The sequence below is a fragment of the Fictibacillus barbaricus genome, from assembly GCF_014635025.1.
Taxonomy (GTDB): domain Bacteria; phylum Bacillota; class Bacilli; order Bacillales; family Fictibacillaceae; genus Fictibacillus; species Fictibacillus barbaricus.
This window is the reverse complement of the sequence record NZ_BMCE01000002.1, coordinates 860,024-885,883: the sequence shown is the minus strand read 5'-3', so window position 1 is coordinate 885,883 and position 25,860 is coordinate 860,024. Positions and strand designations below refer to the sequence as shown.

30 protein-coding genes and 1 riboswitch are annotated in these 25,860 nt (G+C 39.3%); of the genes, 20 read left to right on the top strand and 10 right to left on the bottom strand.

Translation table 11 applies throughout. The features are described 5' to 3' along the window. Positions 1-96 precede the first annotated feature (96 nt). Positions 97-1,776: a hypothetical protein gene (locus tag IEV52_RS13900; RefSeq protein ID WP_188403111.1), complete on the top strand. Its 1,680-nt coding sequence runs from the start codon at positions 97-99 to the stop codon at positions 1,774-1,776. Positions 1,777-1,831: 55 nt separating this feature from the next. Here IEV52_RS13900 and IEV52_RS13895 read toward each other — a convergent pair whose 3' ends face one another. Beyond that, positions 1,832-2,854: a C40 family peptidase gene (locus IEV52_RS13895; protein WP_188403110.1), complete on the bottom strand. Its 1,023-nt coding sequence runs from the start codon at positions 2,852-2,854 to the stop codon at positions 1,832-1,834. Between the two features lie 189 nt (positions 2,855-3,043). Continuing rightward, positions 3,044-4,291 carry a site-2 protease family protein gene (locus tag IEV52_RS22855; RefSeq protein ID WP_188403109.1) on the bottom strand — a complete coding sequence of 416 codons (1,248 nt, stop codon included), beginning with the start codon at positions 4,289-4,291 and terminating at the stop codon, positions 3,044-3,046. A gap of 194 nt (positions 4,292-4,485) precedes the next feature. On the opposite strand from IEV52_RS22855, the gene IEV52_RS13885 reads away from it, so the two are divergent. Beyond that, entirely contained in the window at positions 4,486-4,920 is a 435-nt protein-coding gene (locus tag IEV52_RS13885) for a hypothetical protein (RefSeq protein ID WP_188403108.1), read from the top strand. Between the two features lie 26 nt (positions 4,921-4,946). On the opposite strand, the gene IEV52_RS13880 is transcribed toward IEV52_RS13885, so the two are convergent. The 3 genes from IEV52_RS13880 to IEV52_RS13870 all read right to left on the bottom strand — a co-directional run bounded on the left by IEV52_RS13880 (position 4,947) and on the right by IEV52_RS13870 (position 7,491). Then, complete coding sequence (locus IEV52_RS13880; protein ID WP_188403107.1) at positions 4,947-5,309, bottom strand: hypothetical protein; 363 nt, start codon at positions 5,307-5,309, stop codon at positions 4,947-4,949. A gap of 113 nt (positions 5,310-5,422) precedes the next feature. After that, entirely contained in the window at positions 5,423-5,980 is a 558-nt protein-coding gene (locus IEV52_RS13875; RefSeq protein ID WP_188403106.1) for a GNAT family N-acetyltransferase, read from the bottom strand. A gap of 14 nt (positions 5,981-5,994) precedes the next feature. Then, positions 5,995-7,491: an HD-GYP domain-containing protein gene (locus IEV52_RS13870; RefSeq protein WP_188403105.1), complete on the bottom strand. Its 1,497-nt coding sequence runs from the start codon at positions 7,489-7,491 to the stop codon at positions 5,995-5,997. A gap of 317 nt (positions 7,492-7,808) precedes the next feature. Between IEV52_RS13870 and IEV52_RS13865 the strand changes: the two genes are divergently transcribed. The 3 genes from IEV52_RS13865 to IEV52_RS13855 all read left to right on the top strand — a co-directional run bounded on the left by IEV52_RS13865 (position 7,809) and on the right by IEV52_RS13855 (position 9,903). Further along, complete coding sequence (locus IEV52_RS13865; protein WP_188403104.1) at positions 7,809-8,537, top strand: TraR/DksA C4-type zinc finger protein; 729 nt, start codon at positions 7,809-7,811, stop codon at positions 8,535-8,537. A gap of 445 nt (positions 8,538-8,982) precedes the next feature. Further along, positions 8,983-9,558 (top strand): cysteine hydrolase family protein, encoded by a 576-nt coding sequence (locus IEV52_RS13860; protein ID WP_229754293.1) that lies wholly within the window; start codon positions 8,983-8,985, stop codon positions 9,556-9,558. A 117-nt stretch (positions 9,559-9,675) separates the two neighbouring features. Continuing rightward, the gene (locus tag IEV52_RS13855; RefSeq protein WP_188403103.1) at positions 9,676-9,903 is read left to right on the top strand and encodes a hypothetical protein; all 228 of its coding nucleotides are present in this window, start codon (positions 9,676-9,678) and stop codon (positions 9,901-9,903) included. 82 nt (positions 9,904-9,985) lie between these two features. On the opposite strand, the gene IEV52_RS13850 is transcribed toward IEV52_RS13855, so the two are convergent. Both IEV52_RS13850 and IEV52_RS13845 read right to left on the bottom strand, forming a co-directional pair. Next, on the bottom strand, positions 9,986-10,492 hold the full coding sequence (locus IEV52_RS13850; protein ID WP_188403102.1) for a ribonuclease FAU-1 family protein: 507 nt from the start codon (positions 10,490-10,492) through the stop codon (positions 9,986-9,988). Between the two features lie 108 nt (positions 10,493-10,600). Then, positions 10,601-11,896 carry a purine/pyrimidine permease gene (locus tag IEV52_RS13845; RefSeq protein WP_188403101.1) on the bottom strand — a complete coding sequence of 432 codons (1,296 nt, stop codon included), beginning with the start codon at positions 11,894-11,896 and terminating at the stop codon, positions 10,601-10,603. 236 nt (positions 11,897-12,132) lie between these two features. On the opposite strand from IEV52_RS13845, the gene IEV52_RS13840 reads away from it, so the two are divergent. Further along, a complete protein-coding gene (locus IEV52_RS13840; protein WP_188403100.1) occupies positions 12,133-12,390 on the top strand; it encodes a hypothetical protein in 258 nt (85 codons plus the stop codon). Beyond that, entirely contained in the window at positions 12,387-12,644 is a 258-nt protein-coding gene (locus IEV52_RS13835; protein WP_188403099.1) for a flagellar biosynthesis anti-sigma factor FlgM, read from the top strand. The genes IEV52_RS13840 and IEV52_RS13835 overlap by 4 nt, the downstream gene beginning before the upstream one ends. 11 nt (positions 12,645-12,655) lie before the next feature. Here IEV52_RS13835 and IEV52_RS13830 read toward each other — a convergent pair whose 3' ends face one another. Continuing rightward, positions 12,656-13,054: a phage holin family protein gene (locus tag IEV52_RS13830; RefSeq protein WP_229754292.1), complete on the bottom strand. Its 399-nt coding sequence runs from the start codon at positions 13,052-13,054 to the stop codon at positions 12,656-12,658. 207 nt (positions 13,055-13,261) lie between these two features. Here IEV52_RS13830 and IEV52_RS13825 point away from each other — a divergent pair, with 207 nt between their 5' ends. From IEV52_RS13825 to IEV52_RS13795, 7 genes are all read left to right on the top strand, one after another. Further along, a complete protein-coding gene (locus IEV52_RS13825) occupies positions 13,262-13,543 on the top strand; it encodes a hypothetical protein (protein WP_188403098.1) in 282 nt (93 codons plus the stop codon). A 409-nt stretch (positions 13,544-13,952) separates the two neighbouring features. After that, on the top strand, positions 13,953-14,831 hold the full coding sequence (locus IEV52_RS13820) for a GGDEF domain-containing protein (RefSeq protein WP_188403097.1): 879 nt from the start codon (positions 13,953-13,955) through the stop codon (positions 14,829-14,831). A 105-nt stretch (positions 14,832-14,936) separates the two neighbouring features. Further along, entirely contained in the window at positions 14,937-15,971 is a 1,035-nt protein-coding gene (locus IEV52_RS13815; protein WP_188403096.1) for a YkvI family membrane protein, read from the top strand. Positions 15,972-16,048: 77 nt separating this feature from the next. Next, complete coding sequence (locus IEV52_RS13810; RefSeq protein ID WP_188403095.1) at positions 16,049-16,372, top strand: nucleoside triphosphate pyrophosphohydrolase; 324 nt, start codon at positions 16,049-16,051, stop codon at positions 16,370-16,372. A 340-nt stretch (positions 16,373-16,712) separates the two neighbouring features. Continuing rightward, positions 16,713-17,504 carry a DeoR/GlpR family DNA-binding transcription regulator gene (locus IEV52_RS13805; protein WP_188403094.1) on the top strand — a complete coding sequence of 264 codons (792 nt, stop codon included), beginning with the start codon at positions 16,713-16,715 and terminating at the stop codon, positions 17,502-17,504. Positions 17,505-17,750: 246 nt separating this feature from the next. Next, positions 17,751-17,933, top strand: a complete 183-nt coding sequence (locus IEV52_RS13800; protein ID WP_229754291.1) for a hypothetical protein — start codon at positions 17,751-17,753, stop codon at positions 17,931-17,933. A 146-nt stretch (positions 17,934-18,079) separates the two neighbouring features. Then, the gene (locus IEV52_RS13795) at positions 18,080-19,399 is read left to right on the top strand and encodes an APC family permease (protein ID WP_188403092.1); all 1,320 of its coding nucleotides are present in this window, start codon (positions 18,080-18,082) and stop codon (positions 19,397-19,399) included. A 69-nt stretch (positions 19,400-19,468) separates the two neighbouring features. Here IEV52_RS13795 and IEV52_RS13790 read toward each other — a convergent pair whose 3' ends face one another. Next, positions 19,469-20,503 carry an SEC-C domain-containing protein gene (locus IEV52_RS13790; protein ID WP_188403091.1) on the bottom strand — a complete coding sequence of 345 codons (1,035 nt, stop codon included), beginning with the start codon at positions 20,501-20,503 and terminating at the stop codon, positions 19,469-19,471. A 190-nt stretch (positions 20,504-20,693) separates the two neighbouring features. Here IEV52_RS13790 and IEV52_RS13785 point away from each other — a divergent pair, with 190 nt between their 5' ends. Then, positions 20,694-21,620, top strand: a complete 927-nt coding sequence (locus tag IEV52_RS13785; protein WP_188403090.1) for a DUF4349 domain-containing protein — start codon at positions 20,694-20,696, stop codon at positions 21,618-21,620. Between the two features lie 133 nt (positions 21,621-21,753). On the opposite strand, the gene IEV52_RS13780 is transcribed toward IEV52_RS13785, so the two are convergent. Then, positions 21,754-21,984 (bottom strand): IDEAL domain-containing protein, encoded by a 231-nt coding sequence (locus tag IEV52_RS13780; protein WP_229754290.1) that lies wholly within the window; start codon positions 21,982-21,984, stop codon positions 21,754-21,756. 373 nt (positions 21,985-22,357) lie between these two features. Continuing rightward, positions 22,358-22,465: riboswitch (TPP riboswitch) on the top strand. Between the two features lie 105 nt (positions 22,466-22,570). Between IEV52_RS13780 and thiD the strand changes: the two genes are divergently transcribed. From thiD to IEV52_RS13755, 5 genes are all read left to right on the top strand, one after another. Beyond that, on the top strand, positions 22,571-23,383 hold the full coding sequence (gene thiD, locus IEV52_RS13775; protein ID WP_188403919.1) for a bifunctional hydroxymethylpyrimidine kinase/phosphomethylpyrimidine kinase: 813 nt from the start codon (positions 22,571-22,573) through the stop codon (positions 23,381-23,383). Continuing rightward, positions 23,370-24,269 carry a hydroxyethylthiazole kinase gene (gene thiM / locus IEV52_RS13770; RefSeq protein ID WP_188403089.1) on the top strand — a complete coding sequence of 300 codons (900 nt, stop codon included), beginning with the start codon at positions 23,370-23,372 and terminating at the stop codon, positions 24,267-24,269. The genes thiD and thiM overlap by 14 nt, the downstream gene beginning before the upstream one ends. Further along, positions 24,266-24,940 (top strand): thiamine phosphate synthase, encoded by a 675-nt coding sequence (gene thiE, locus IEV52_RS13765; RefSeq protein ID WP_188403088.1) that lies wholly within the window; start codon positions 24,266-24,268, stop codon positions 24,938-24,940. The genes thiM and thiE overlap by 4 nt, the downstream gene beginning before the upstream one ends. A 6-nt stretch (positions 24,941-24,946) precedes the next feature. Next, positions 24,947-25,459 (top strand): energy coupling factor transporter S component ThiW, encoded by a 513-nt coding sequence (gene thiW / locus IEV52_RS13760; protein ID WP_268234789.1) that lies wholly within the window; start codon positions 24,947-24,949, stop codon positions 25,457-25,459. Between the two features lie 72 nt (positions 25,460-25,531). Next, positions 25,532-25,771: a hypothetical protein gene (locus tag IEV52_RS13755; RefSeq protein WP_188403087.1), complete on the top strand. Its 240-nt coding sequence runs from the start codon at positions 25,532-25,534 to the stop codon at positions 25,769-25,771. Positions 25,772-25,860: the final 89 nt, after the last annotated feature.

The window sequence follows — 25,860 nt, the reverse complement described above, 5'->3', positions numbered from 1 at the left end:
GTGTCATTTAGAGTTAACTAGAGTATGGAACTTTTTACATATTCATCCGTATTGCTTAATAGGGCAGGAAAGTACATGTTAAAAAGGGGATAGTTTATGAACATCTTGTTATTTTCCATCATTGTGGGTCTTGCCGCTGCACTTGTAATCTTGCCGATTGCAAGCAGTGGAAAATCATCCAAAAAAGAAAAGAAGAACAACTCAACAGGTGCTATGATTGGGATCATTGTTTTCACCATACCAGTTGTATTTATCTTCTACTATATGACGAATCTAGACCGTAATTTTTCTTCTATATGGATTCTAGCAATCGTTGCGACAGCAATTGGGGCAATTTTTGCAACAGGCAGGGAGAGGCTCGTCAAGTCGGTATTGTTCATACTAAGTTTAATCGTGGGAATTTATTTTTTATCAGCGGGATTGTTTAATGCAGAAGAAAAGTATCATACATCAAAAATGAATGAAAAAACGGAAATCGAGTCTTTTGATGAAAAAGAAACACCAGCTAGTGTTCCGCCTAAATTTGCACGAAACAAAATGAGAAAATCGTTTGGTCAAGTACCGAACACGAGCTTTTATGAATTAGGCAACCTTCAGATCCAAAAGGTAGATGGAAAATATGTTTACATTGCACCGGTTGAGTTCTCCGGGTTATTTAAGTGGGTGAACGGTGATGTGACACCTGGTTATTTCATGTTGAGTGCAACAGATTCATCTGCGAATCCGAAGTTTGTAAAATCAGAAATGACTTATACACCTTCTTCGTACTTCAACAAAAACATTGAACGTCATATGCGCTCTAATTTTCCGGAATACATCTTTCACGGTGACTCTCAGCTTGAAGTAGATGATAAGGGGAAGCCGTTTTATATTCGTTCCTACGGTGAGTTTATCTCTGCACGAAACGGTTTTAAAGTTGAAGGGATTGTTGTAACAAACCCTGAGAATGGTCAAACGAAAGATTACCGCTTAAAAGATATTCCTGAATTTATTGATGGTGCTGTATCACCTGAAACAGTTAGCCTTCAAAACAGTTATTTCGGAAATTATGTACACGGGTTCTGGAACAGCAAGTTTGGTAAGAAAGATATAAAACTGCCTTCTGATGAAGGAACGGAAGCAAATGTAAGCCCGATCTTTGATGAAAATGGAGAGATGTATTACTTTACCGATTTTACAAGTCCAAAAGAAGGCGTTGATTCGATGCTTGGTTATTCATTAACGAATGCTCGAACAGGAAAGGCAACGTATTATACAGGTAACCTTGAAGAATCATACATGGATTCAGAAGGGGCACTAGAGATCATCGAGAAAAAGTTCATTGAAAAGAAATGGGAAGGTGAGATGCCGGTACTCTATAATTTTTATGGAGAAGCAAGCTGGCTGACACCTGTACTCGATTCGAACGGGTTCTTGCAGAACTATTTTATAGTCTCAGCTGCAAACCCTGAGATCTCAGTCTTTGGAAATACGCCCAATGCCGCAATAAAACAATACAAGACAGCTTTGCAGCGAGGTGGAGGCACCGTTGATGGACGTTCAGATGCAGAAGATAAACAAGTGAGTGGTACAGTTCTTCGGGTATACAAAGAAAAATCAGGAGATTATACGATCGTATCCTTCTTACTCGATAATCGTCAAAGTTTTATCGTATCTTCTGAAAGTAATCCGCTTGCAATCTATCTTAAAGAAGCTGATAAAGTAAAGGTCACTTATCAAAATACAGGTGAAGTGTTTCTTCCGGTCACCGAATTGACAATCGAAGGTTTAGAATAGAACAAAAAAGCAGTGCATTCTCAAGTTGGGAATGTTCACTGCTTTTTTTATTCTTTTATTGTTGAGGTACGTAACGTCTTGCAACAGAAAACTCAACTGCATAGGCAGGTGTAGAGATAGGATCCATACGAACCGTTGATGCTGTATTAGGAGAGTGGATCATCATACCATTACCAGCATACATCGCCACATGATGAACACTCCCTTTACCTTCATTATAGGCGAAGAACATCAAATCACCGGGCTGAAGCTTATCTTTATCAACGATCAAACCTTCCCTAGATTGTGGTCCGGAGTCTCTCGGAATCGTGATGCCGTTTGCTTTATGGATCGTATGAGTGAATCCGGAGCAATCATACCCGAATCCAGCTGCTCCTGCCCATAAGTAAGGAAGCCCTAGAAACTTTTTCGCTTCTTCTACAAGTGCCTCTCCTGTTGGTACAGGAATATCAATGTCGCTCTTATACACTTTTGCATCTTTCGCATCAAGCCAGCGCACTTTCCCTTGAGGAGTTAGAACAGCGATTGTGTTTGAAAGTTCCTTTAAAACAGGCAGTCTCGTATTGTAGCTTAATTCTAGATCTTTATCATGACCGAATGGAGCTTTGGAAAGCCATGCTGTAGGGCTCGTGATCAGTGCAAAAGGTTTTCCTTCAGCATGTTTAAAGCGATCAGATGCTGTCAGCTGTGCAAGGGGCATCCAACCAGGGTATCCAAGTGAGTTTCTTGGTGTAGGCTGGCCGTAAACAGCCACTTTCACCCAATCACCTTGCTGTTCTAAAACGCGGACTTTTTGGCCGTATAGTGCTTGTGTTTCTAGCTCACCGACTAACCATAGTTTTTCTTCATAAGACATTCCAGTTGTCCAGCTTCTTAGATCGACTGGATTTGTTAGGGATGGCTCATCGAGCGGCCGGGCAGCATTTGGACCCACCCAGAGTGTTGCTGCTGCAACGTCCACATACATATCATGTCCAACGGCATTTGTGTTCGTGGTTCCATTTTCAGCAGAAGCGGTGTTTGTAAATAGCCCAAGTAACATCGCAAGTGAAAAGAGAATCTTCATCATTTTCCTCATTTCTTAAGTCGCTCCTTTTTCTATTTTTCTTCACAATTCGAGTTTTCTTTTCTGTATCCTTTAAAGGAAACCAAAGATAAGCCAAATATCCTTTTCCTTAAAATGGTTTTTTCGAACCAATGAACTAAAAACTAGAAAACATGCAGGACAAAAGAAGGGTATAAAAAAACACCTCAAGGTCTGAGGTGTTTAATTAAGCAGAAAACGGTTGACTTCCATGAGATGATTTCCGTAAACAACAAATGCGGACAGTACACCCGCGAGGAGCAGATACATAAATAACACTGCAATTTTTGTTTTTGTATTTGAAACATAATAGTTCTTCGTCTGTTCGTAGTGTTTTTCAGTTTTGGCTTTTTCAGCTAGCAAACTTTGTTCATAAGTATCAAAATAAATTGTGTGATTGAACTCTGGACGTTCAGGGAGTGTAACAGCACCTTCCGGGTCAGCATCTAGGTAAGTTTCTCCTGCGAACTCTCTATGAAGCCGATCCTTTTCATAGTCTTCTTGAAGGGTCTGTAAAAACCGTTCACGGTTATTCAACATTTCTATTTCTACTAATGTACGGTGTTTCTTTAATTTTTTCTTATCCTGCAGGACAGGGAATGCGAACCCAGTTGGTATATTGCGTTTAAGTCTATCTTTTGCGACGCGTACATCTTCTAAATAAGTACCGATGATATAACCGAAGTTCGGCATTTCCTGGTATTCATCCATTTCCCGATTAATACCTGCAAGCTTTTCCTCCTCGGCCACAAACGATTCAAGAGTCTGCTTTGTCTTGTTTTGTTCAAAGTCTTCTCGAACTCTTTTCCACCAGGTCAAAATACCAAATATAAAGATCAAGAAGATAATCGGATCAGGTGAGATAAATAAGTAAGGGATAACGATGAGCAACCCTATAAACCAGATTTTTGTAGAAAGTACCCCAACAATTCTTCCGCCATCAAGCGGTGAAACAGGAAATAAGTTAAATAGATTGATCATGGCACCTAAAAAGATAACAAGGCCCCAGAATGGTTCACCTGTTGTTTCATAAAGAAAAACAGCAGGAAGGAACGATAATAACCCGAATAATGGACCAGCATAAGCAATATATGCCTCATCTTTAGCATTTTTCGGCATTTCTTTCATACCGATCGCTGCACCCATAAACGGTATGAATATGGCAGGTGATGTTTTGATTCCTTTTTGTTTAGCGGCGACTAAATGACCCATTTCATGCACAAAGATTAAATAAACGATAGCAACAGCGAATTTCCATCCATAAAAAGCCGCATACGCACCAAGTGATATAAACATCGAAATGAGTGTCGCAAACTTGCCTATCTTTAATAAGCCGAACACCCATTTTAATTTGCTCAATAAGAACAAACCAATACCCGCTAGAATCGTCCACAAACGGGATTGACTTTGTTTTTCTGCTTTTTCAGCCATGTATGAATCCCCCAAAAATAGTTTCTTATCTATATCTTAAATGAAATACGCAAAAAGAGGAAATAAGTTTCTTTTTTGCAGAAAATTCCCCATCTCAGCCGTTTTTTCTTCCAGTATAAGGGGTATACGACAGGTAAGTACCCCTTTATTGGCAGATTCTTCATACGAATGATTTGTAAAGAGGAGAGGGAGTGATGAAATTGCCTGTACATAACCAACCATTCATAAAAGCAGACCCTTTTGTATTGGAAAAAACAGAAGTAATTTCTGCTGTGAAAGACTATTTAAAGCGTGAAGGATATGAAACAGAAATACTTGAGGATATATATGGGGTTAATTTAGCAGCAGAAAATGAATACCATACACTGCTTATTGCTGCACAGGGGAATACTTCTGAGCTTCAGTTGCTGAGTCATAAATACCCAGCGACACAGAATGAAACAAACTTTGATAAACTGATTGTCGATCTTCTTAAACATCATGAGAAAAATCCAGCGAAAACATTAGTGCTAGCCAGCCCAGACACTCCTTTATTCCGTGATAAGGCAGAAAATATTAAACAAGCATTAGATGATCTCGGAATTGTTCGTTTTTGGGTAAAAGAAAATGGTTCTATTGAGTGGGAATAAAAGAAAGCACCGGGATAGCTCCGGTGCTATTTTACTTTTTCGATTGTCGTGTGACTTGATTCAAACAATTCAGGAAGAACATTCATCTCTTCAATTTCACGCTTCGTTTTTTCCGTACCTAATAAATAGATGTATCTGAACAACTCATACACGAGCTTGCTGTCTTTGCCGCGATGATATTCAGCATGAGACTCAGAAAAGTGTCTTTTTGGTGAGAATATGTCCAATCCTTCTTGTTTATTATTTGCATGTATCTGAGTAAATAGGTGGTCTATCTGCTGTTTTTCATCATACGTTGCCTGTATTTCAAAATAGTGAACATGATCATCGGTTGGGAGCGGCTGTATATCGCCTTTAGCGGTTACAAAGAATGTTTCTTTTTGTTCCATATCCAAATACCTCCTTTTTCCTTTTCATACCTCAAGAGAACGATTTTGAAACATAAGGCAGACAGGAAAAAAGAAGCTGAAATAGTTCACAGCTTCTTTAGAGGTGTTTATCATTAGTAGATTTCTGCGTTCTTTTTTAAAAGAGAATAGATGTACATATCATAGAATTGTTCATCTGCTCTTTGATGCTCTTGTAACAATGCTTCTTCCTGAAAACCTAGTTTTTTTACAAGAGCACGGGAAGATGTATTTTCAGGTCTGATTACAGCAGCGATCCGGTTGAACTCCATTCCATTAAAACCGTAATGAATGATCGCTTTTAGGGCTTCATTCATGTACCCGTTATGCCAATACTTACGATTTAATTCATAACCAAGTTCTGTTCTGCGGTCAGATTTGCTCCAATTGTGAAACCCGCATGTGCCGATTAGCTTGTCTTCTTCTTTTCGTACAATTCCCCAACGAATTGCGCTTCCTGATGAGAATCCTTTCTCAAAGGCGTTAATAAGAGCGGGTGCCTCATCCATTGACGTTAGTGGTTCCATTCCGTAATACTGAAGAGCTTCCCGATCTGAAAAAGTCTCAAAAATTTCTTTTGCGTCAGACTCTAGTACAGGTCTTAGTCTTAGTCTTTCTGTTTCAATAAGAGGAAAATGGTCGTATGTATTCAATTTGTTACCTCCTGTTATGAAATGGATTTTAATTTCATCTCATCTACAAAGAGCTGGGTGAGATATGGATCCCATTGTGTTCCTTTTCCATCCTCTAAGATAGCTAATGCTTTCTCATGTGTCATCCCTTTACGATAAGGTCTGTCAGATGTCATAGCATCATAAGCATCTGCTACTGCAATAATTCTCCCAAAGATCGGTATGTCTTCTCCAGCAAGTCGTTCAGGATAGCCATGTCCATCGTAGCGCTCATGATGGTATCGAACACCAGGGAGAAGGGGCTGCATAGCCTCAAAAGGCTGGACTTGTGCCAGAATATCTGCACCGATTACAGGGTGTTTTTTGATTTGTTCAAACTCAGCCGGTGTTAATTTTTCTTCTTTTAATAGCACAACGTCAGGAATCCCGATCTTTCCGATATCGTGAAGAAGGGCAGCCTTTCTTAGCTGTACCAGTTGCTGAAAGGGAAGTCCCGCCATCTGGCCGATTTTCATTGCATAGTCTGCTACACGGAGACTGTGGCCTGCCGTATAAGGGTCACGAGCATCTAGTGTTGCTGCCATCGTGGCAAAAAAGCTTTCTAAAAGCTGCTTATTTTCATATTCCCTTGACTGTATCGCCCTTGCCATATGATTAAATCCTTTGATCAGCTTTGAAAATTCATCTGAATAAAGATCATCCACTTTTGCATTGGAATAGCCTGTTCGCACTTCATACATACCTGTTTGTAGCTCGTTCATAGGCTGCTGGATATCTTTAAACAAAAGATAAGCACCGTATATGGCAAATGAAATACCGATTAATAAAACATAAAATGCCCAACTCCAATAAGAACCGTTAACAGGAGCAGAAAGCTGATACAACCGTACTTGATTAGCTAACGCAAACAAAAGTAGAGGAAATGTTCCAATAAAAAGGGTGCTCCACTGAATTTTGCGCTGGATGGATATATGTCTTGATGATGCTAAAGAAAGTATTTTTCCGTGGTCTTTCAATGTACGATCCTGAATGATCCGCAGTACAGGCTGAACTGCTTTTGTTGTTAAAAAGAATTCAATAATGGCATGCATTCCAGCTACTAGAACTGCCCCAAGTGATGCGAGATATATGTAATAGTAAGGCAACGTTAAGTGCTCAAAATAGATGGCAGCAGCTGTTAAACATATAGCAGGTACCGATAAGCCCAAAAGATGCGGACCAAGGATTCTTTTAACAGTACGAATCGGAAAATGATGAGCATGAAAATAAGCTCTCTCAGCAAGTTGTAAACCAGGATGATTTTTCGAAAAGTAATTTCGGAAGACGGCTGTGTGCATCCGAAAAAATAAATACTCCAATAGAAACATAATAAAGCATGAAGAAACAAGTATACCGCATAATACAAAAAACTCACTTGTTGTAAAGCGGAGGGTAGTAAAAAGAAAGACGCCTCCAACTCCCAAAACAGCAGCGGCAGATCCGATAATATAGTTTTTTAATAAACGTCTCTCAAATTGATCATAGATCTTCATCTCTACCCGCCTTTCTTACTATTAGAAACATACTAATAGCATACCTTACAAAAACTTGGAAAAAAAGCAATTTTTCAACACTTTTTTACATTTTTTGCAGATTGATTCTTAATAAGGTGCGAAAAAGGAAAGGAATGACAAAGGGGTGTAAAAGTGGCAAGAAAAGCATTGTTAAAGAGGCTTAAGGAGATCAAGATAAGTTTGTACTTTAGCCTAAGTATAGCATGAGTAGGAATGGTGCAAAATACACAGGATGGATAATTATTTAGAAAAACGGGTATGAAATGGTATAAGGATGTAGGAAGGGAGCTTGAATTATGTCATTAACTACACAAGAAATGGACCATTTTAAACAAATCTTATTGTCACGTAAAGATGAGATAAAAGAAATGAGAGAGAGAAATGATTCATTTGGAAATGATACAGAATTTCCTAAAGAATCAATGGGAGAACTCTCAAATTACGATAACCATCCGGGAGACCTAGGAACAGAATTGTTTGAAAGAGAAAAAGATATTGCTTTAAACGATCTTCATGAAAAAGAATTGGAAGACATCGAAGCAGCTTTAAAAAGTATTGATAACGGTGATTATGGTGTTTGCAGAACATGTGGACAGGACATTCTAAAGGAACGTTTAGAGGCAATACCTTCTACCCTTTATTGTAAAGAACACAGTCCTGGACAGCATTCATCAGATGATAGACCTGTTGAGGAAGAGGTTGTAGGTCCTGATTTTTCTAGACATAACAACGATGATAAAGATGCTACTTTTTTTGATGCAGAGGATACCTGGCAGGCTGTTGCAAAATATGGTACAAGTGAAACTCCAGCTGATTTTACAGATCCAGACCAAAGGGATTATAACGAAATGTATGTAGACTCGGATGATGATGACGGTTACGTAGAGGAATACGAAAACTTCGTGGCCACAGATATAACGGGAAAAGAAGTAAACGTTATACACAACCGCAGCCATGAGGAGTACGAGGAAGAATTAGATCGAGAGGAAGAAAGGCAGCTGGACATGGACAAATATGATAAATAAATAATGAATAAAAGAGGCGCTTAAACATTTCGTTTTAGTGCCTCTTTTAAATGAGATCAACTAACCTTACAGCTAAAAAACAACAAAAACCATTTAAACCAACTCCAGCTGATCCAATGAACACTCTTAAAAAAGTACAAAACATAAATACATAATCCGCACTAACTGCTCCTAGTCCAATGAGCCCCGATGATAAGAATCCACCTTTTAATCCTCGTCTAATCCTATCAAGTTTACCAATCCAACATGCACAGCCAAACTATTAAATGTTTACAACATTTCTAGTTTTTTACTCAATGAGACACCTCCTGGATTCTATTGCTTGTTTAGATCTCTTCCAAAATATGAGTCAAGAATCCATTAATTACGGCAGGAAAATCAAAACTTACCTCGAAGATTACAATTAATAAGGACCACCCTATATTGGATAAAAGGAGTTATACTCGTGGAAAAAGCGTGTTTACTTATAATTGATGTTCAAAAAGGTTTTGAAGAAGAGGAGTTCTGGGGGGAGCGTAACAATCCAAACGCTGAAGTAAATATGCTTAAACTGTTGGATGCTTTTCGTACAGCGAAATTACCTGTTATACATGTTCAGCACCAATCTGAAAACGAACAATCTCCACTTCATCCAACAAAGTTAGGTTATCAGCTGAAAACAGGTTTTGAACCTAGGGAGGATGAACCCATTTTTATAAAAAATGTGAACAGTGCCTTTATTGGAACTTCACTTAAAGATGAATTAGAACAAAGGAGTATACAACAAATCATTATAGTTGGTTTAACGACTAATCATTGTGTCTCAACAACTGTTAGGATGGCTGCTAACTATGGATATGGGGTATCTTTGATCCATGATGCAACAGCAGCGTTTAGTACTGTTTCGTATGATGGCAGGAAATACTCAGGGCAAGAAGTACATGATTCTGCCCTATCACACCTGCATAATGAATTTGCTGAGATATTAAATACTGAAGAAGCTCTAGTAAAATGGGTACGATCTTCCCGTTTTATCCAATAACAGGCATAGACAATATTCCCCAGGAAATGTCGGATACTGCTAATGGTTTAGAGGGTTAATTTTAGGGTAAAAATGAATGTACAAAATTAAAGAGATTAATCTAGAGGTGTCTTACAGATGATCAATGATCAAGTAGAGAAATTAATAACCAACCCTGAACAAGAATTAGAGTTCTGGAGAGAAGAAGATCAACAACGAGAATTAGTTCGAATGCGTTATGTACCTCAAGGTGAAAGCGGATATTTCCAAGTTACTTATCTAGATGAAGAAGAAGGAATTATTGGGTCTCAAGTTTTAGATGAAGTTGAAGATGCATTGCGTTTTTTAGAAAAAAATCGTCCGTAATATAGTAAATCCAGAGGAGAATTTCCCTCTGGATTTTTTTGTTATATAAATCTTTTCTCACGATGCCACTCTGCAGCATGGCTTATGCAAGTTTTGAGGTGTTCAAACTCTCCGTTTTTATGTTTTGAAATGATTTTCGTGCTGTCTCAAGGGCAAGTTTCATATCTTTGTCATTGATTTCGCCTTTTTTAAAAGCTTCCATCAACTCATTATCATCGAGTAAAAAGAGCTCTTTATCAGGAAGGATAACGATATCTAAATAGAGATCAACAAACCAGGGAATTTCTTCTTCGTTAATCCCATGATCCATGCACATGTCAATGTAAAATTGCACAACTTCGCCGTTTTGATCAAGTACGGTTGTGATCGTATATTTTTCGCCTTCCGGAAAGTGCTGGAGCCATGTGTAACCAGAATCGGCGATACATACCTTATGTTCTTTGTATTTTACGACTAACGGTTCTGTAACTTGTTTAAGATGGATAGCTGTTACTTTCCCCCTAAAACAAGAATCTTCTTTGTGAGTAACTTCAAAACTTCGATCTATAACTCTTTTCCAGTTAGGTCTGTCTGCCGTTTTATGTTCCATATACACCTCCAGATTTTGTAAAATTATAACAGCTTTTCTTGTTAATGGGAAGGGATAGTGAGAATAAACGTAAAGAGGGCTCCTCTCATTAAAGAGAGGAGCCATTTTTTATGATTTTTGTTCAGTTCGTGAAAGTCTTCGCTTATAAAACTGCTCTAACGCCATACATGTGAGCATTCCCATAATGAGTCCGTTGCTTAAAAGGGTTACGACTATATTCGGCCATTCCTTTAAAGCTGCAGCAGGAATGAAAAGACTTCCGATACCCACCATAAGGGATGTACTGATAATGAATAAATGATTATCTGATTTTAATTGATCTTTGTATTCTTTAAAAGCCAATCCAATCATGCTCGAAAACGGAAGGAATATGGTTGCGTATCCGACAGGAGCAGGAATGCCGGCAAAGAAAAAAGTGAGCGGCGGAAAAAAACTGATTAAGATGATCAAAGCATTTCCTATGATAAAGGCGAATCTGCTGAACATTCGTGTTGTCAAAATGAAACCCGATGCACCTGAGATCGGTACACTTGCCACAGCTGAAAACAAACCTGCAACCCAAGTGTTCAGACCCATCATAATAGATGACCGATTGTAATTGATAGGTTCATATTCTTGTTTTTCTGATTCATACGCCTTTTCAACAACGTTGATACTCGCTACCATGTTGGTCAGAAGAAGCATACCAACAAACAGGGAAGTGAGAATTGTTCCCAAAGATAATTCAGGCATTCCCCATGCAAACCATTCTGGAAATGCGAAGATCTTGCTGGCTTCCATTGTTTCTTTTGTTAAGTTTAGTAGTTTGAAAAGTCCCCATCCTAATAGTAGAGAGATTAGGATAGAATAACTTCTAAGCCATTTTACCCGTGATTTTCCTAATGCAATAGAAAGTACAAGAATAAAAAGAGAAGCGATCGCTACTTTTGCATCCGCACTTTCCTGAAGATAACCAATGCCGAGCATCCCTTTAATAAATGATCCGCTTAGTTGTGAAACTAGCAGAACCAAGTAAGTTCCAGTTACTAGAGGAGTGAACAAAGCTCTTACTGAGCTGATAACGCGAAATAAACCAAGCAGAAGAAAGAGGGCTCCGCTAATCAGCATCCCTGCAGTCAACTGTTGTAAGCCTTCAGATGCAGTTAATGCGCCTGATGCAACTATACCGGCATAAACTGTAAAGACTCCCCACCAAAGTCCAGCGGGCCCCTCATTAATAGGTAACTTATGGCCGAACATAACTTGTAGAATAGCAGATATTCCAATGATTAAAAAAGATCGCTGTAAAAGCTCTGCTGTTTCCGCTTGAGTCATACCAAAAGCATCCCCGATTGCGATTGGAGCTACTAAGCTTCCTGCCAGGATAAAAACCATCCATTGAAGTGAGGAAAACGTTAATTTCATGTAAACACCTTCTGTTATGTATTTCTTCTACTTTTATTATAGACCTTATGATCGTTTGGTAGAAAGGAAAGATGTTTAAGGTAGTGTTTAAAATGGGTATTTTTTTACTATAAAGCTTTAACATCAAGAGGTTCGAATTTTCTGTGAAATATTTTTTGTGTATACCCTTAAAGATTCTAGGATAACCGAATCATATAGAAACAGGTAATGACGAACCAAACAAAGGACGATTCTAGATGCATAAACTTACACATGATGATGTCATTAAATGGTTAGAGAAACATCTATTAGACTTTGAACAGTTTACTCCTTACTTGTTTACTTCACAGTGGATTCATTCTTTTTGTAAGGATAAAGAAAATGGAAATGAATTTGAAGTAAAATGGGATACATCAGGTCAGGAATTGTTTTTTAGAGTGTTGGACAACCTGGATTATGATGATAAATGGAAATGGCTCGGTACGATTAATAGCCCAGAAGAGGTGAAATCATGAGAATTGAGGGACAGCAACCTGTTCAGCGAAAATATAATGTCAATAAAATATATCAACAGCCTTCTGTAAAGGCGCCATCATTCGCTAAAGACGATTTATACATATCGAATGAAGCAAAAGTGCTGCATGAGAATACCCAATTAAACATAAGAGAAAAGAAACTTTTAGATATTAAAAAGCGCATTGACGCTGGTGAGTACCAAGTCAATGCACAAGAGATCGCAAAAAAGATTTCGCAGTTTTATTCTATTTAATTTACTATACTTCATTTGCCGCTTTTCTGTCTTAACAGAGAAACGGCATTTTTTATGAATGGAGGGATCGGCACATTTAGTCTGCCAGCGTTTTCAATCATTGATAACAATTCGTTGGATAAATAAAAAAAGATGGTCGCGGCCTGGATGTAGCTACCGCCTACGATTTGATCGAGAGAATGGGCTACTGCGACTATCGCAAAGATAATCACCTTTTTTAGAATCCCTTTAAAGCCGACTTTGCTGTTTAATTTACCTTCATACGCCGATGCTGCCATGCCTGTTAAATAATCTAATGCAACAAAGAGGACAAGAGTCTTAAATAATAAGCCTGGTGTCCCAAATAAGTAACTGATAGCAGCCCCTAAAAAAACGACGGTCATATGATATAACGTGGACCATTTTTCCACTCGTTCATTCCTCCCTTATCTCTCAATTACAATAGTATATGCTTGTACGCCATTGTAGGAATTGGCTTTTGCCCTAAGGTTGTCATACTAATTTTTGTAGGTATATTTCAAATGTGTTAAATAGTCAAAAAATTAAAAAATATTAAGTCAGACACGCACTAAATCTGTTACAATGAAACAAATCCGGAAAGGGAGGAAAGAAATGCAATGAATAAAATTACGTTGGGCTTGCCTCCACATTGCCACAAAGTATCTTGTGACGGAAGAATGATTAAAATTAAGGACTCTGGTAATAACAAATGGGCGTTTCCGCTCTCAGGAACTGAGAATGCTGTAGTAGACCAAGTGAATGAAGAAACAGGTTTACTCACCATACACGGAAAGGATAAGATACTGGCAACCCTTGAAATGCCGATTCGTTTTTGTGAAGTGGGCAGAGGCTGGCTCCTTGATAAGTTACCAAAGAAAAAACGCATAAAAATCAAATAAACTACTAACTATAAATAGTCGCACAGCCGGTATTCCGGCTGTGCGTTTTCATTGTATATTTCGTTTTAATCATAAAAAAAGAGCCATCGTTCATATGAGAATTAAATGATCAAAAGACATTGATACAGGAAAATAATGCTATAATAAAAATTGGAAACGTGTAGATGAGGTGAATGACTTGGGAAAACCACACCTGCCTGCACACTTAAATCACATTGCGTGGAACCGGAAAATATTAAATGTATTTTGGGTTGTTATCTTTGTGTCAGTGTGCGTCGAGGTATTAAACAGTTTTTTAACAACAAGGCCATTACAGGATTTTTTGATGTCCTATATTATTTTGCCGACCGTTCTGTTGACATTTACTACTTTAATTGCGGAGTGGAGCTATAGGAAGAAAAATAAATTTATGGACTATATTATTATTATGGCAGCTAGTCTTTTTTCTGCAATTTTAATCAGTGTTCATTCTGAAATGTATGTCATGTATACGAGTTTGTTTTTTCCTATGCTAATCTCAACTATTTATTTTGAAAAGAAGAAAGTGTGGCTGTCTTTCTTATTAAGTTCCCTTGTTTTTTTAGTCATTACAACCTTTCATCCAATTTCAAATAAGATGAATGACTTGATGGATCAGCTATCTATGATGTGCATCTTGATCACCGCTACGGCAATCTGTATCGGAATTATGAGCAGAGGTTATGAAATTGCAAAGCATCTAACCAAAGCACAGGAAGATCATCAAGATCTGATGGTAAAATCAACAATTATGGAAAAACAAGTGAAAACCGATGCTCTTACTGGGTTGTATAATCACATGGCTTTTTATGAATATATGGACGTACTACTGCTTCAGGCTGAAACGTATCATTATCCCGTACATTTAGCTGTTATAGACATTGATAATTTTAAAAAAATCAATGATACCTATGGTCACGGAATAGGTGATGTTGTGCTTAAGCGGATTGCAGCAACAATTAAGGAAAACGTAACGAATGACGATTTTACGGCGAGGTATGGAGGAGAAGAGTTCGTTGTCATTTTAAATGATGTGAATGAGGAAAAAGCATTTGCTATCCTTGAAAAAGTACGGACGGGTGTGGAAAACCTTGTGCATCCTGAAATTAAAGAAGAACGTATAACCATTAGTTTGGGGCTGCAAACTTATAGAGCAGGTATGCATAAACAGGCATTCTTTGAGGGAGCAGATAACAGTTTGTATGTGGCTAAGCGCCAGGGGAAGAATCGAGTAATCATTCATGAGTGCGGTGAAGCCTTGCAAATATAAAGAAGACGTTAAAACAGTATGGAGATATCCTGCTGTTTTTCTTTTTCTTCTAAAACTCTTGTCCATGCATATGTTTGTAAAGATATGGGGCATGGAGGTGAGAGCATGAGTGGACGGATGAAACAAATATTACAGATTGCCGCCACTTATATCGGCACAGTTGTGGGTGCTGGTTTTGCTACAGGAAGAGAAATAGTAGAATTTTTCACGATATATGGTTCAGCCGGATTTGCAGGAATACTGATCAGCGGGTTCCTATTTATAGCAATAGGTACGAAATTAATGATTATGGCAAAACGATTGGATGCTACATCCTTTGATGAAATGAATCAGTACTTGTTTGGACCAGCTGTCTCTAAGGTAGTGAATGTCTTGATGCTCATCATGCTCTTTGGTGTCACAGGGGTCATGCTGTCAGGGGCAGGAGCGCTGTTTTGGGAACAACTGCATCTGCCGTTCCAGGCGGGTATCCTGATTACCCTCGTCATCACGTATTTGGTGATGAAAAAGGGGATAGAGGGAATTCTTTGGACAAATTCTCTTATCGTCCCTATTATGATTTTATTTTCAGTCGTCTTATCTTTTTCTATGTTAGATTTTTCAGGCGGAAGGCAGCTTTTTGTTGAAGAAGATTTTACCGGTCATTGGAAGTGGATTGTCAGTCCATTTGCATATGCTGCTTTTAATTTAACACTTGCCCAAGCTGTCCTTGTTCCATTATCACGTCAAGCAGACGATGAATCTGTGATCAAATGGGGCGGGTTCTTAGGAGGATTAGGACTTACGTTTATTTTATTAAACAGCCAGTATGTTCTATATTCGGTTCCTCGAGTACTAAGCTATGAGATTCCGATAGCAGAAATTGTGGGAGGACTAGGGATAGCCGTTCATTACATCTTTGTATTAGTAATCTATGGTGAGATCTTCTCAACTTTAATTGGAAATATATTTGGATTGGCAGAATCGCTTAATAAAAATGTAAGGCTATCAAACCAAATGATCTTACTCTTTTTAATGGCAGGAAGCTATCTGTTGAGCCAAGTTGGTTATTCGGAGCTGCTGCATTATTTATATCCTGTTTTTGGTATGATCGCCCTTGTGTTTTTAGGAGTTGTATCTGCTAAAAAACTTAACACATGAATATAGATTTTATAAGATGTTTTTGGTTTAGCTTTAATAGGGGGTTGCTGTGAAATTGCTGGAAGGGAATAGAGCCAATGGCGTACTACAATAAATTAGTTCGTGATAAGATACCGGAACTGCTCGAGCAGGCAGGAAAGAAGGGAACTTTTCGGATTCTGGGAGATCAAGAGTTTGAGAGTGAACTTAAAAAGAAGCTTGCAGAAGGCGTTAAAGAGTATCGCGATACTGAGAATGAAGTGGATGCTGCTGAGGAATTGGCAGGCTTGTTTGAAATCTTAATCGCTTTGACAAAAGTGCATGATCTTACGTTACGTGAGCTGGATGAGATTAGGCAGGAAAAAGCTAAAAAGCAAGGCCGCTTCCACGAGAGATTGTTCCTGATTAAGGTGGAAGACTAGGGGGGACAGACCCCCGACAAATACAAAATCATTGAATTTGTATTTGTCAGGAGGACAACTTTCTTGCAAGTATGAAATTATGTGATCATGAATCATTTTTATGTGATTATAGCTATTTTTTATGTGATTAAGGCTTCTTTTTATTTGATACTTTTTTGACAGCAGATAACTTTAATGTAACAAGCTAAAACAAGCAATCGAATTTGCTTGTTTTAGCTTGTTTTTTATAAATATCAGAAAAAAAAAGAAAAAACATGCAAAATAAGTTTGACAAACAAGCATAATCAAGCATACACTTAAAATACCACGTGGAAATAAGAGGTAATGGAGGAAAATTATTATGTTTTCTGAAGAAAGAAGAGAAAAAATCTTAGAAGTGCTTAAAAATGAAGGTCGAGTACTCGCAAAAGAACTATCAGATGCCCTCCAAGTATCAATTGACTCAATTCGCCGTGACTTATCTTCTCTGGAAGATAATGGCCTTCTTAAGCGTACGCATGGTGGTGCGATCCCTGTAACGGAAGTGAAGAAGGGGCCTGCATCAAACGCTGTTCGTTTTGGTGAAGGATCAAAGTATGAGAGGGCAATAGCGAGGGAGGCAGTAAAATACATCAAAGAAAATGACACCATATTTCTGAGTGGCGGCGGGATGCACCATGAGATCCTGAAGCATCTGCCTGATTACCGTCTAACAATCGTTACCAATTCCTTAGTAACTGCAGATGCCCTTCGCGGTAAAGACAACATCGATCTTTATGTAGTTGGAGGCAAAGTGAAGAGCTCTGGAAACATGACTGATGCTCTAGTCACCAATCTCATCAGTCAATATTCTTTTGATCTTTCTTTTGTAACAGGCGGAGGTATTTCTGACCGTGGAATCAGCACAGCAACACCTGAAGTGGCTGCGTTTATGAGTGCTGTAGGAAAAGTGTCACGCAAGCGAATCGGTGTTTTTCCTCATTATAAGATCGGTGTCAATGCATTCGCGAATGTAGGACCTGTTTCCAACTTAGATGTGGTCATCACAGATGATGATGCGCCAAGAGATCATCTTTCAGCGATCGAACAGCAGGGTGTCAAGATCATCATCGCAGCGGCAGAAAATTTTAAAACCAAGACAGAAACGGAATAATAAATCCTGAAATTTCAAAGAGAAGACTTCCAAAAAATTGGAGGTCTCTTTGTTATTCTATATACATCATTAACGCGAGGTTTCCTCTTTCAGAGCTATGAAGTACCAGTTCCAACACAAGCCTAATTTGAAATTTTTATCTAAAAAAAAGAGTGTCAGATTATTTTACACATATCATGTCATGAAAGAGGTATTGGCTTATCCTTATAAAAATAGGGGAAGATCAGTGATGCAAAAAGAAATGAGGTGATTCGATTGCTTCATTCTTCTCATTTTACATCGGAAGAAAAGGTAATGATTCGTGAACTAAAAAAGAAGATCAGGATTGAAATGGATACACAAGAAAAAAAGAAATTTGAACGTCAGCTCAACACCATTATGGAAAAAGCATTTATAAAGAAACAGCTATTAAGACGAAAAGAGCTCTAAATGACGGCTGGCTCCAAAAGAAAACCTTTGCAAAAAACTGAATTGCCCGTCTTTTTTGGAAAGTAGTGACACTTCAAGCTTGTTTATGTTAAAGTGACACTAGTCTTTTTCAGATGGACAAACGTTTTCTAAGGAGTGGACACAGCATGAATCAAGAAGCAGCATTGAAAAAAGACATTGGGCTTTCTGTAGCCATGTCCATCGTTATCGGAACGGTAATTGGATCCGGTATTTTTATGAAGCCCGGAAGTGTTCTAGAGTACACAGGCAACTCAAACCTTGCACTTTTAGCTTGGGCTTTAGGTGGTTTGATTACTTTAGCAGGCGGCCTAACAATTGCTGAAGTAGCTACCCAGATTCCTAAAACGGGCGGACTTTATGTATATATGGAAGAAGTTTACGGAAAGCTTTGGGGATATTTGAGCGGATGGGTGCAGACAGTTATCTATGGACCAGCCGTAATTGGTGCACTGGGACTATACTTCGGTTCATTGATGATCAACCTGTTTTCATGGGAAGAATCGTTCGGACCATGGATTGGAATTGGAACGGTACTTTTTCTTACCATCGTAAATAATTTTGGTACAAAGTATGGGGGATTTGTTCAAAATCTTTTTACATTAGGAAAATTGGTTCCAATCGGTATGATTATTGTTTTTGGAATCTGGCAAGGAAACGAACAGATTTTAGATGCTTCAAGCGGAGCAGTTGTAGAAATCAGTATGGGTGCAGCTATCTTAGCCACTCTTTTTGCGTATGACGGCTGGTTAATGGTTGGTTTTGTAGCAGGAGAGATGAAGGATCCTGGAAAAACATTGCCAAAAGCAATCGTCGGCGGAATTCTGATCGTCATGGCAGCATATTTGCTTGTTAATATTGCATTGCTGCACATTTTGCCAGCTTCAGAAATTGTAAGACTTGGAGAAAACTCTGCTGCTTCAGCGGCAACGATTCTATTCGGACCGCTTGGAGGGAAATTGATCGCAGTAGGTATTGCAGTATCGATCTTTGGCTGTTTAAACGGTAAGATTCTAACCATTCCGCGTGTGCCATTTGCCATGGCTGAGCGAAATCAGCTTCCCATGTCACATGTGTTTAGCAAAGTAAGTGAAAAATATGGAACTCCGATCGCAGCGACTTACTTGCAAGTCTTTATTGCGATCATCATGATGATTCTGACGGATCCGGATTATCTTTCTGAAATGGCGATCTTCGCTGTTTATATCTTTTATATTTTTGCATTTTACGCCGTATTCAAATTACGTAAACGGAACCCTGGCCAGACACGGGTATACAGTGTGCCATTGTTCCCGGTCATTCCTATTTTTGCAATCCTTGGGTCTTTGTACATCGTAGGTGCGACCATCTTAAATGATCCAATTGATAGCTTAACAGCCATTTTCATAACAGTTGCAGGTTTGCCGGTCTATTACTGGCTGCAGCGTAAACAACAGGGTTCCTTATAAGGGGCCTTGTTTTTTTAAAATAAAAACCCGCCAGATAGCTCCTGACGGGTAGATGATCGTATGATACGCTTATACACTTAAAAGTTCTTTCATTTCACGATAGCGTGAAGAAAGACTCGCTGGTGAAACGCCGTATTTTTTTGCTGTTTCAGCTTGTGTAGAGGCAATTCCTCTTATATCTTTTGAAACAAGGTAATCTAATGCGGCTGCATAGATTTCCTCTTTTCGGATTGATGGTTTGGATTCCGTGATGTATTCACTCCAAAATTTTTCAGCTTCTTCTACAACTTCTGTTTCAGCATTCGCTTTCACAAGTTCTGTTACAGCTGTATATTTCTCATCGATTTCATCAGACGCATTTCCGGCTTTTACGCTCTCCGTACCTGGCTTTTTGATATCTGCAGGTTTTTCCTCGTGCTTCACTTCTGGCAAGCCTGCAGAAATATCAATGAGAGAAAGCTGAAGAACAGCAGGGAAGTCTGTCTTGAAAATTTGTTTAGCGTCAGCTAATGGCTGAATCTTTTCTACAGCTTCTTTAAGAGGCGGTAGTTCCGATAGAGGCATTTCTACATATCCCACATAAAACTCATGATTGATGCCGTTAGAAACGAGTGTTCCAAGCAGAGCACTTTCTGTTTTCGGTTTTTCTGCAGCATTAATCGTTACATCGTACACTTTCTCTGACCAAATGTCTTGAACTGTGAAGATAAATCCTGTTTTTTGTTCCAATACTTGATAAAGAGAAGGTGCAGCTGTCGTCCAGCCTGTGAGAATCTCAAAAACTTCTGGTTTAACCGTATCTTTCACTTTTTCTACATAAAGTTCTACAGGTGTCTTTCCGTCTTGGGTCTTAGAGCAGAATACTTCCCAACACACAGCAATATTCGCGTATGTTTGTTCTTGTTCTTTTCCAACAGGGTATTTCTTCACATACTCAGATGTACGTGCAGCTAATTCCTGCTGGTAATTCTCAAGAGCAAATTTGATGAGTCCTTCTTGGTGGAAGGATACTTCGCGCGTTTGCTCTTCTTTATGTAAGCAACATTTCTTATATTTTTTTCCGCTGCCACAATGGCACGGATCGTTTCTTCCTATCATTGACATGCTTTTCCTCCAGTAAATCACTTACTTATCCTGTACATACTAGCATAAATCGATTTTTTTTCAACACAAATCATCAGATAACATTTTAACATAAAACGTTAGGAGAAAAAATCAATAAGTATGTTGGCTTTTTGGGGGTTGAAACTTTTTTTCTAAGAGAGCGTCTAAGAAAAAAAGGGGGAATTCCGATATGTGGATGAAATGGAAGGTTTGGTTATTTGTTGTTTTGCTTCTATTGAGTGCATGCAGCAACGGCGGAAACAAATCTGAGAGCGGCAAGATAGCTCCTGATCATGCCGGTGCTGATCAGAGTTCAGAAGCAAAGATGGAAAACTCATCGGATGAGTCAAAATCAGATTCAGGTTCGGGTGATGAGGGTGCCGGTACTAAAATGAAGGAAATAAAGGATCAAAGAAAAGTAATCTATAACGCGGATATGCGTATCACGGTAGATAAATTGGAGAACTCCATGGAGTCTGTTCGAAAGATGGCCGAAGATAAAGGAGGCTATATTGTAGAATCAAATACTAATGTTGGTGAAGAAGGGTATGAAAATGGGATGATGGTTGTTCGTGTTCCCACGGATACCTTTCGTCCATTCTTAAATGAGATAAAAAACTTGAGCAAAGGGACTCCGCATGAGAATGTCCGGGGCGAGGATGTTACAGAAGAATATGTAGATCTTTCTTCACGATTAAAAGCTAAGCAGCAGGTTAGAACGCGTTTAGAATCGTTTATGGCAAATGCCGAGAGAACTGAAGACTTATTAAAAATATCAGATGACCTTGCCCGTGTTCAAGAAGAGATTGAACAGATTGAAGGACGATTACACTTCTTAAAGAATCAAAGTGATTATTCAACAGTAACGATACAGTTTGAGGTTAAAAATCTAAAAGCGGAGAAGCTGCAAACAGAAGAATTGAACACTTGGAAAAAGACAAAGATGTTATTTATGGAAACGGTGAACTTTCTTGTATCTACGGTTTCATTTATCGTAGTCGGTTTGCTCGGATTAGCCCCAGTCTGGCTAATCATAATCGCAGTGCTGTATTGGCTGTGGAGGAAAAGGAAAAAAGACCAAAAGAAAAAGCCGGAATCCCCGACAACAATGACTTAACATATGAAATTAAAATAATGTGTCAGTTAATAGGTACGTCAGAAACACCCTCTGCAGCGCGGATAGTCCGTTTGCTGAAAGGGTGTTTTGGCTTTTACGGCATCTTTATAAAAGATGTACCGTTTTGAAAGCCTTAGCCGAGAAACGCTTTGTATTCTGCGGTTAATTTCATAAAACGATCTTTATCTTTTTGATCCAGGGCATTGTCGATTTCTCTTTCATAATACGCTTTGTAATAATTGTGCAGGGCCTCATCGAGTACCATTTGGGCAATAAGGCTGAAGGCAAATGGGTCTCTTTTTTGTTGCTTATACTGCACCATCTCGTTTTGGTTTTTGTTAAAAGAAGTGTTTTTGTCTTTCATCCTGTTTTCCCTCCTTAAATTATCTCCCTATCCAATTAACCTTTTATGTTTCTAGGTTTCTACTAGTATACTGAGCAAGACGCCCGATGACAACCATTTTATTTGAAAATTCTGAAAAAAATTTAAATTATTCTCCTAAAGCACTGTTTATTCACCACCTTATGGAAAAATTGTTAATGGTTTGTCATTTGTGTTGCTAAATGTTCTCACTTGTTCCAAATGTTTTGAATGAGTTTTGTTTATGTGTTTAATGTGTGTGTTAGATACTATTTCCCCGTATTTCATGGTGCTTAAACACACGAAAACACTTATTTCAAAAAAACATTGACATTCCTAGTATACTGTGAGTAGGATTGAGTTAAATCAATATTGTCATTTCCGCTAGGGGTGCTTTCAATTAAAGCTGAGAGAAGGCTGTTGCCTTCGACCCTTAGAACCTGATCCAGATTATACTGGCGTAGGGAAGCGGTGTGGTACATTACACGTTTCTTTTTTATTCATATAATCGTAATGGCCACCCGCTGTCTACTTTATGCGGGTGGCTTTTTTGTGTATGTAGAAGGAGGAGAACGTTGTGGGACAATTGATTAAAGTAAGTAAAGCACTGACGATCGCAGGATCAGACAGCGGCGGTGGTGCCGGGATTCAAGCTGATCTGAAAACGTTCCAAGAATTTGGTGTTTATGGTATGTCCGTTCTAACAGCAGTCACTGCCCAAAATACGACAGGAGTTCAGGGAGTATTTCCTGTTCCTATAGAAGGATTCGAAGCCCAGCTTCGTTCGATCGGGAGTGATTTGAAACCGGATGCTGTCAAAACTGGCATGTTGTTCTCTGGCGAATATATCGAAAGAACGGCTTATTTTATTAAAAAGTTTGGATGGAATAACCTGGTCGTAGATCCGGTCATGATTGCTAAAGGAGGCGCAACCCTTTTAAGTGAAGAGGCGCTGGATGCAATGAAAACGTACATGCTATCTATCGCTAAGATCATCACGCCGAACATTCCAGAAGCAGAGGCTTTAACCGGGATCATTATCGATTGTAAAGAAGCGAGAGCAGAAGCAGCAAAAGTACTTTTTGATCAAGGCGCTGACTATGTCGTGATCAAAGGAGGACACTTTGGTGAAGGAACGTATGTATCCGATCTTCTTTATAACGGTGTTGAGATGTATGAGTTTGTTGAGAAACGTGTAATCACGAAAAACACACACGGAACAGGATGTACGTTCTCTGCTGCAATCACAGCAGAACTCGCTTACGGTAAAACCGCAGAGAGTGCCATAGAGTATGCAAAGAAATTTATTCAACATGCAATCGAACATGGCATTGATGTGGGTTCGGGTCACGGACCAGTCAATCACTTTGTTTATCGGAGGATTGCACATGAACAATACTAGAGTACAAGATTGGAAGACGTTTGTTGGCCAGGTCAGAAAAGAAAAGCCACTTGTTCATCACATTACAAACAACGTAACAATGAATTTTCTTGCGAACGGAGTTCTTGCAGCCGGGGGAAGCCCGATGATGGTTCATGATGCCCGTGAAGTTGAAGAGGCTGTAAGTGTGGCAGGTGCATTGGTGCTTAATATAGGCACTCTAGAAGAAGGAACCGCTCAATCTATGATTCTTGCACTTCGGAGAGCTATGCATAGAGGAGTGCCCGTCGTTTTGGATCCAGTGGGAGTAGGTTTGTCATCTTTCCGACAAGAAGTGGTTAAAGAGCTGCTTGCGGAATATTCACAATTGAAGGGGGTCTGTCCCCAAACAATTCTGACAATTTGCGGAAACGCGGCAGAGATGAAATTTCTTGCCGAAGGAGGATGGGCTGGAAAGGGTGTTGATGGTGACCTTGAAGGTTCTGAGGATAGCTTGATTGAACTGGCCTCTGCTGCTGCGAAACAGACTGGGTGTCTCATCGCCATGACTGGAAAGAAGGATGTCGTTACGGATGGCGAGAAAGCTATAGTGCTTTCGCATGGTGATCCAATGCTAGCATTCGTGACAGGTACTGGCTGTTTTGCTACATCCATGGTTGCTCTTTATCAAGGCAATCACAAGGAGGAGGGGGCGGGGACACAATCACTTTCTATTTTGGAACGAACAGCTTTGGCGATTCTTATGCTCACAAAAGCGGCCGAAGAAGCAGTGAAGGAAGCTCAAGGGCCAGGAAGTTTCCAGCAAAAACTTTTAGACCAGCTATTTGCTTTAGAAAAAACACCAGGTATCTGGCGGGGTACGATGAACTGGCAAGATCACTCTTTTAAGGGAGGAGTGCGTGTATGACAACTTTTGCTAAGACGGATCTAAGACAGCAGCTTTCTCTCTATTTTGTGGCTGGCACCATGAACTGTGAGTCTCCCGAAGCCTTTGAACGAATTCTTTTGCAGGCGATTAAAGGCGGTATCACGGCTTTTCAATATCGGGAAAAAGGTTCTAACTGTTTAACAGGAGAAGAGCGTTTTCAGATGGCGGTAAGAGCGAAAAAGCTGTGTGGAGATCATAATGTACTTTTTATTGTGAATGATGACATAGAGTTGATGAAATCGGTGGATGCAGACGGCCTACATGTAGGCCAATCTGACGGTAACCTCAAAGTAATCCGACAAGAAACAAAAGGGAAGATCCTCGGTGTTTCTGCACATACACTAGCTGAAGCAGAAGATGCTGTATCGCTTGGTGCAGAATATATAGGAGCAGGTCCGATCTATCAAACATCTTCAAAACCAGATGCGAAGAAACCTGTGGGCGCAGAACTAATCAAAGAATTTCGATCAAATGGGATTACCGTGCCACTTGTTGGTATAGGTGGAATATCACTTGAAAAGGCTGGAGCAGTTATTGAAGCAGGAGCTGATGGTGCGGCTGTTATTTCGGCAATTAGCTGCGCAAAGGATCCATCAGTTTCTTCCAGTGAAATGTTTAAGATCATCATGCAAGCTAAGAGGGGATTATAAGTGAAGATTTCTGTACAGAAACTTACCCTAATGGCGATGTTTGTAGCGATCGGTACACTGTCATCACATTTGTTTTGGATACCAGCAGGTGTGGCAAAAGCATTCCCTGTACAGCATGCGTTAAATGTTATTGCAGGTGTGACGCTTGGACCAGTTCCTGCTTTGATTGTAGCTTTTAGCATTGGTGTTTTGCGAAATTTGTTCGGTGTGGGCTCATTGCTTGCATTTCCAGGCGGCATGATCGGAGCGTTTGTGGCTGGCTATTTTTATAAAAAAGGAAAGAGCTACGGGTTAGCAGCACTCGGAGAATGGCTGGGAACTGGAATAATTGGAGCTCTCGCCGCCGTTCCTGTTGCAACATTCCTATTAGGAACGAAAACAGGTGTGTTCTTTTTTGTTATCCCTTTTTTAATAAGTTCTATAGTCGGTGGTTTGATCGGCTGGTTGGTGCTCCGTGTCCTTCCAGAACGTTCACTTGCAGGAAGCTGGTTAGGATCAAAAGGCGAAAAATCAGTATAAAAATATGCACCGAATAGGCCTCCACACCGTACACTGTGTACTATCAACCAGTGAAAAGGGGGCCGATATCAGATGAAAAAACGACCAAAACGCTGGGTGTACACTGAGATGGTGCTCATGTTTTTAGGATTATTGCTTGCGATCTATAACGGAATGAATTGGGAAAACCCAACCGTATTGTTTTCGATCTTAATGGTCATCTTTTTATTTCGTTCGGTGGAACGAAGACTATTCAATCAAACAACAGAATTCTGGTTAAACATAGGGATGGCGGTAATCTTTTTGATTCTCGGTGTCATTCCGCTTCTATAGAGAGAGGAAAAAGCAGGCTGGCTTCAGATGACAGTCTGTTTTTTTGTGTAGAGAATAGGCAAACGTATATTTTTTATAAATCTTTGACA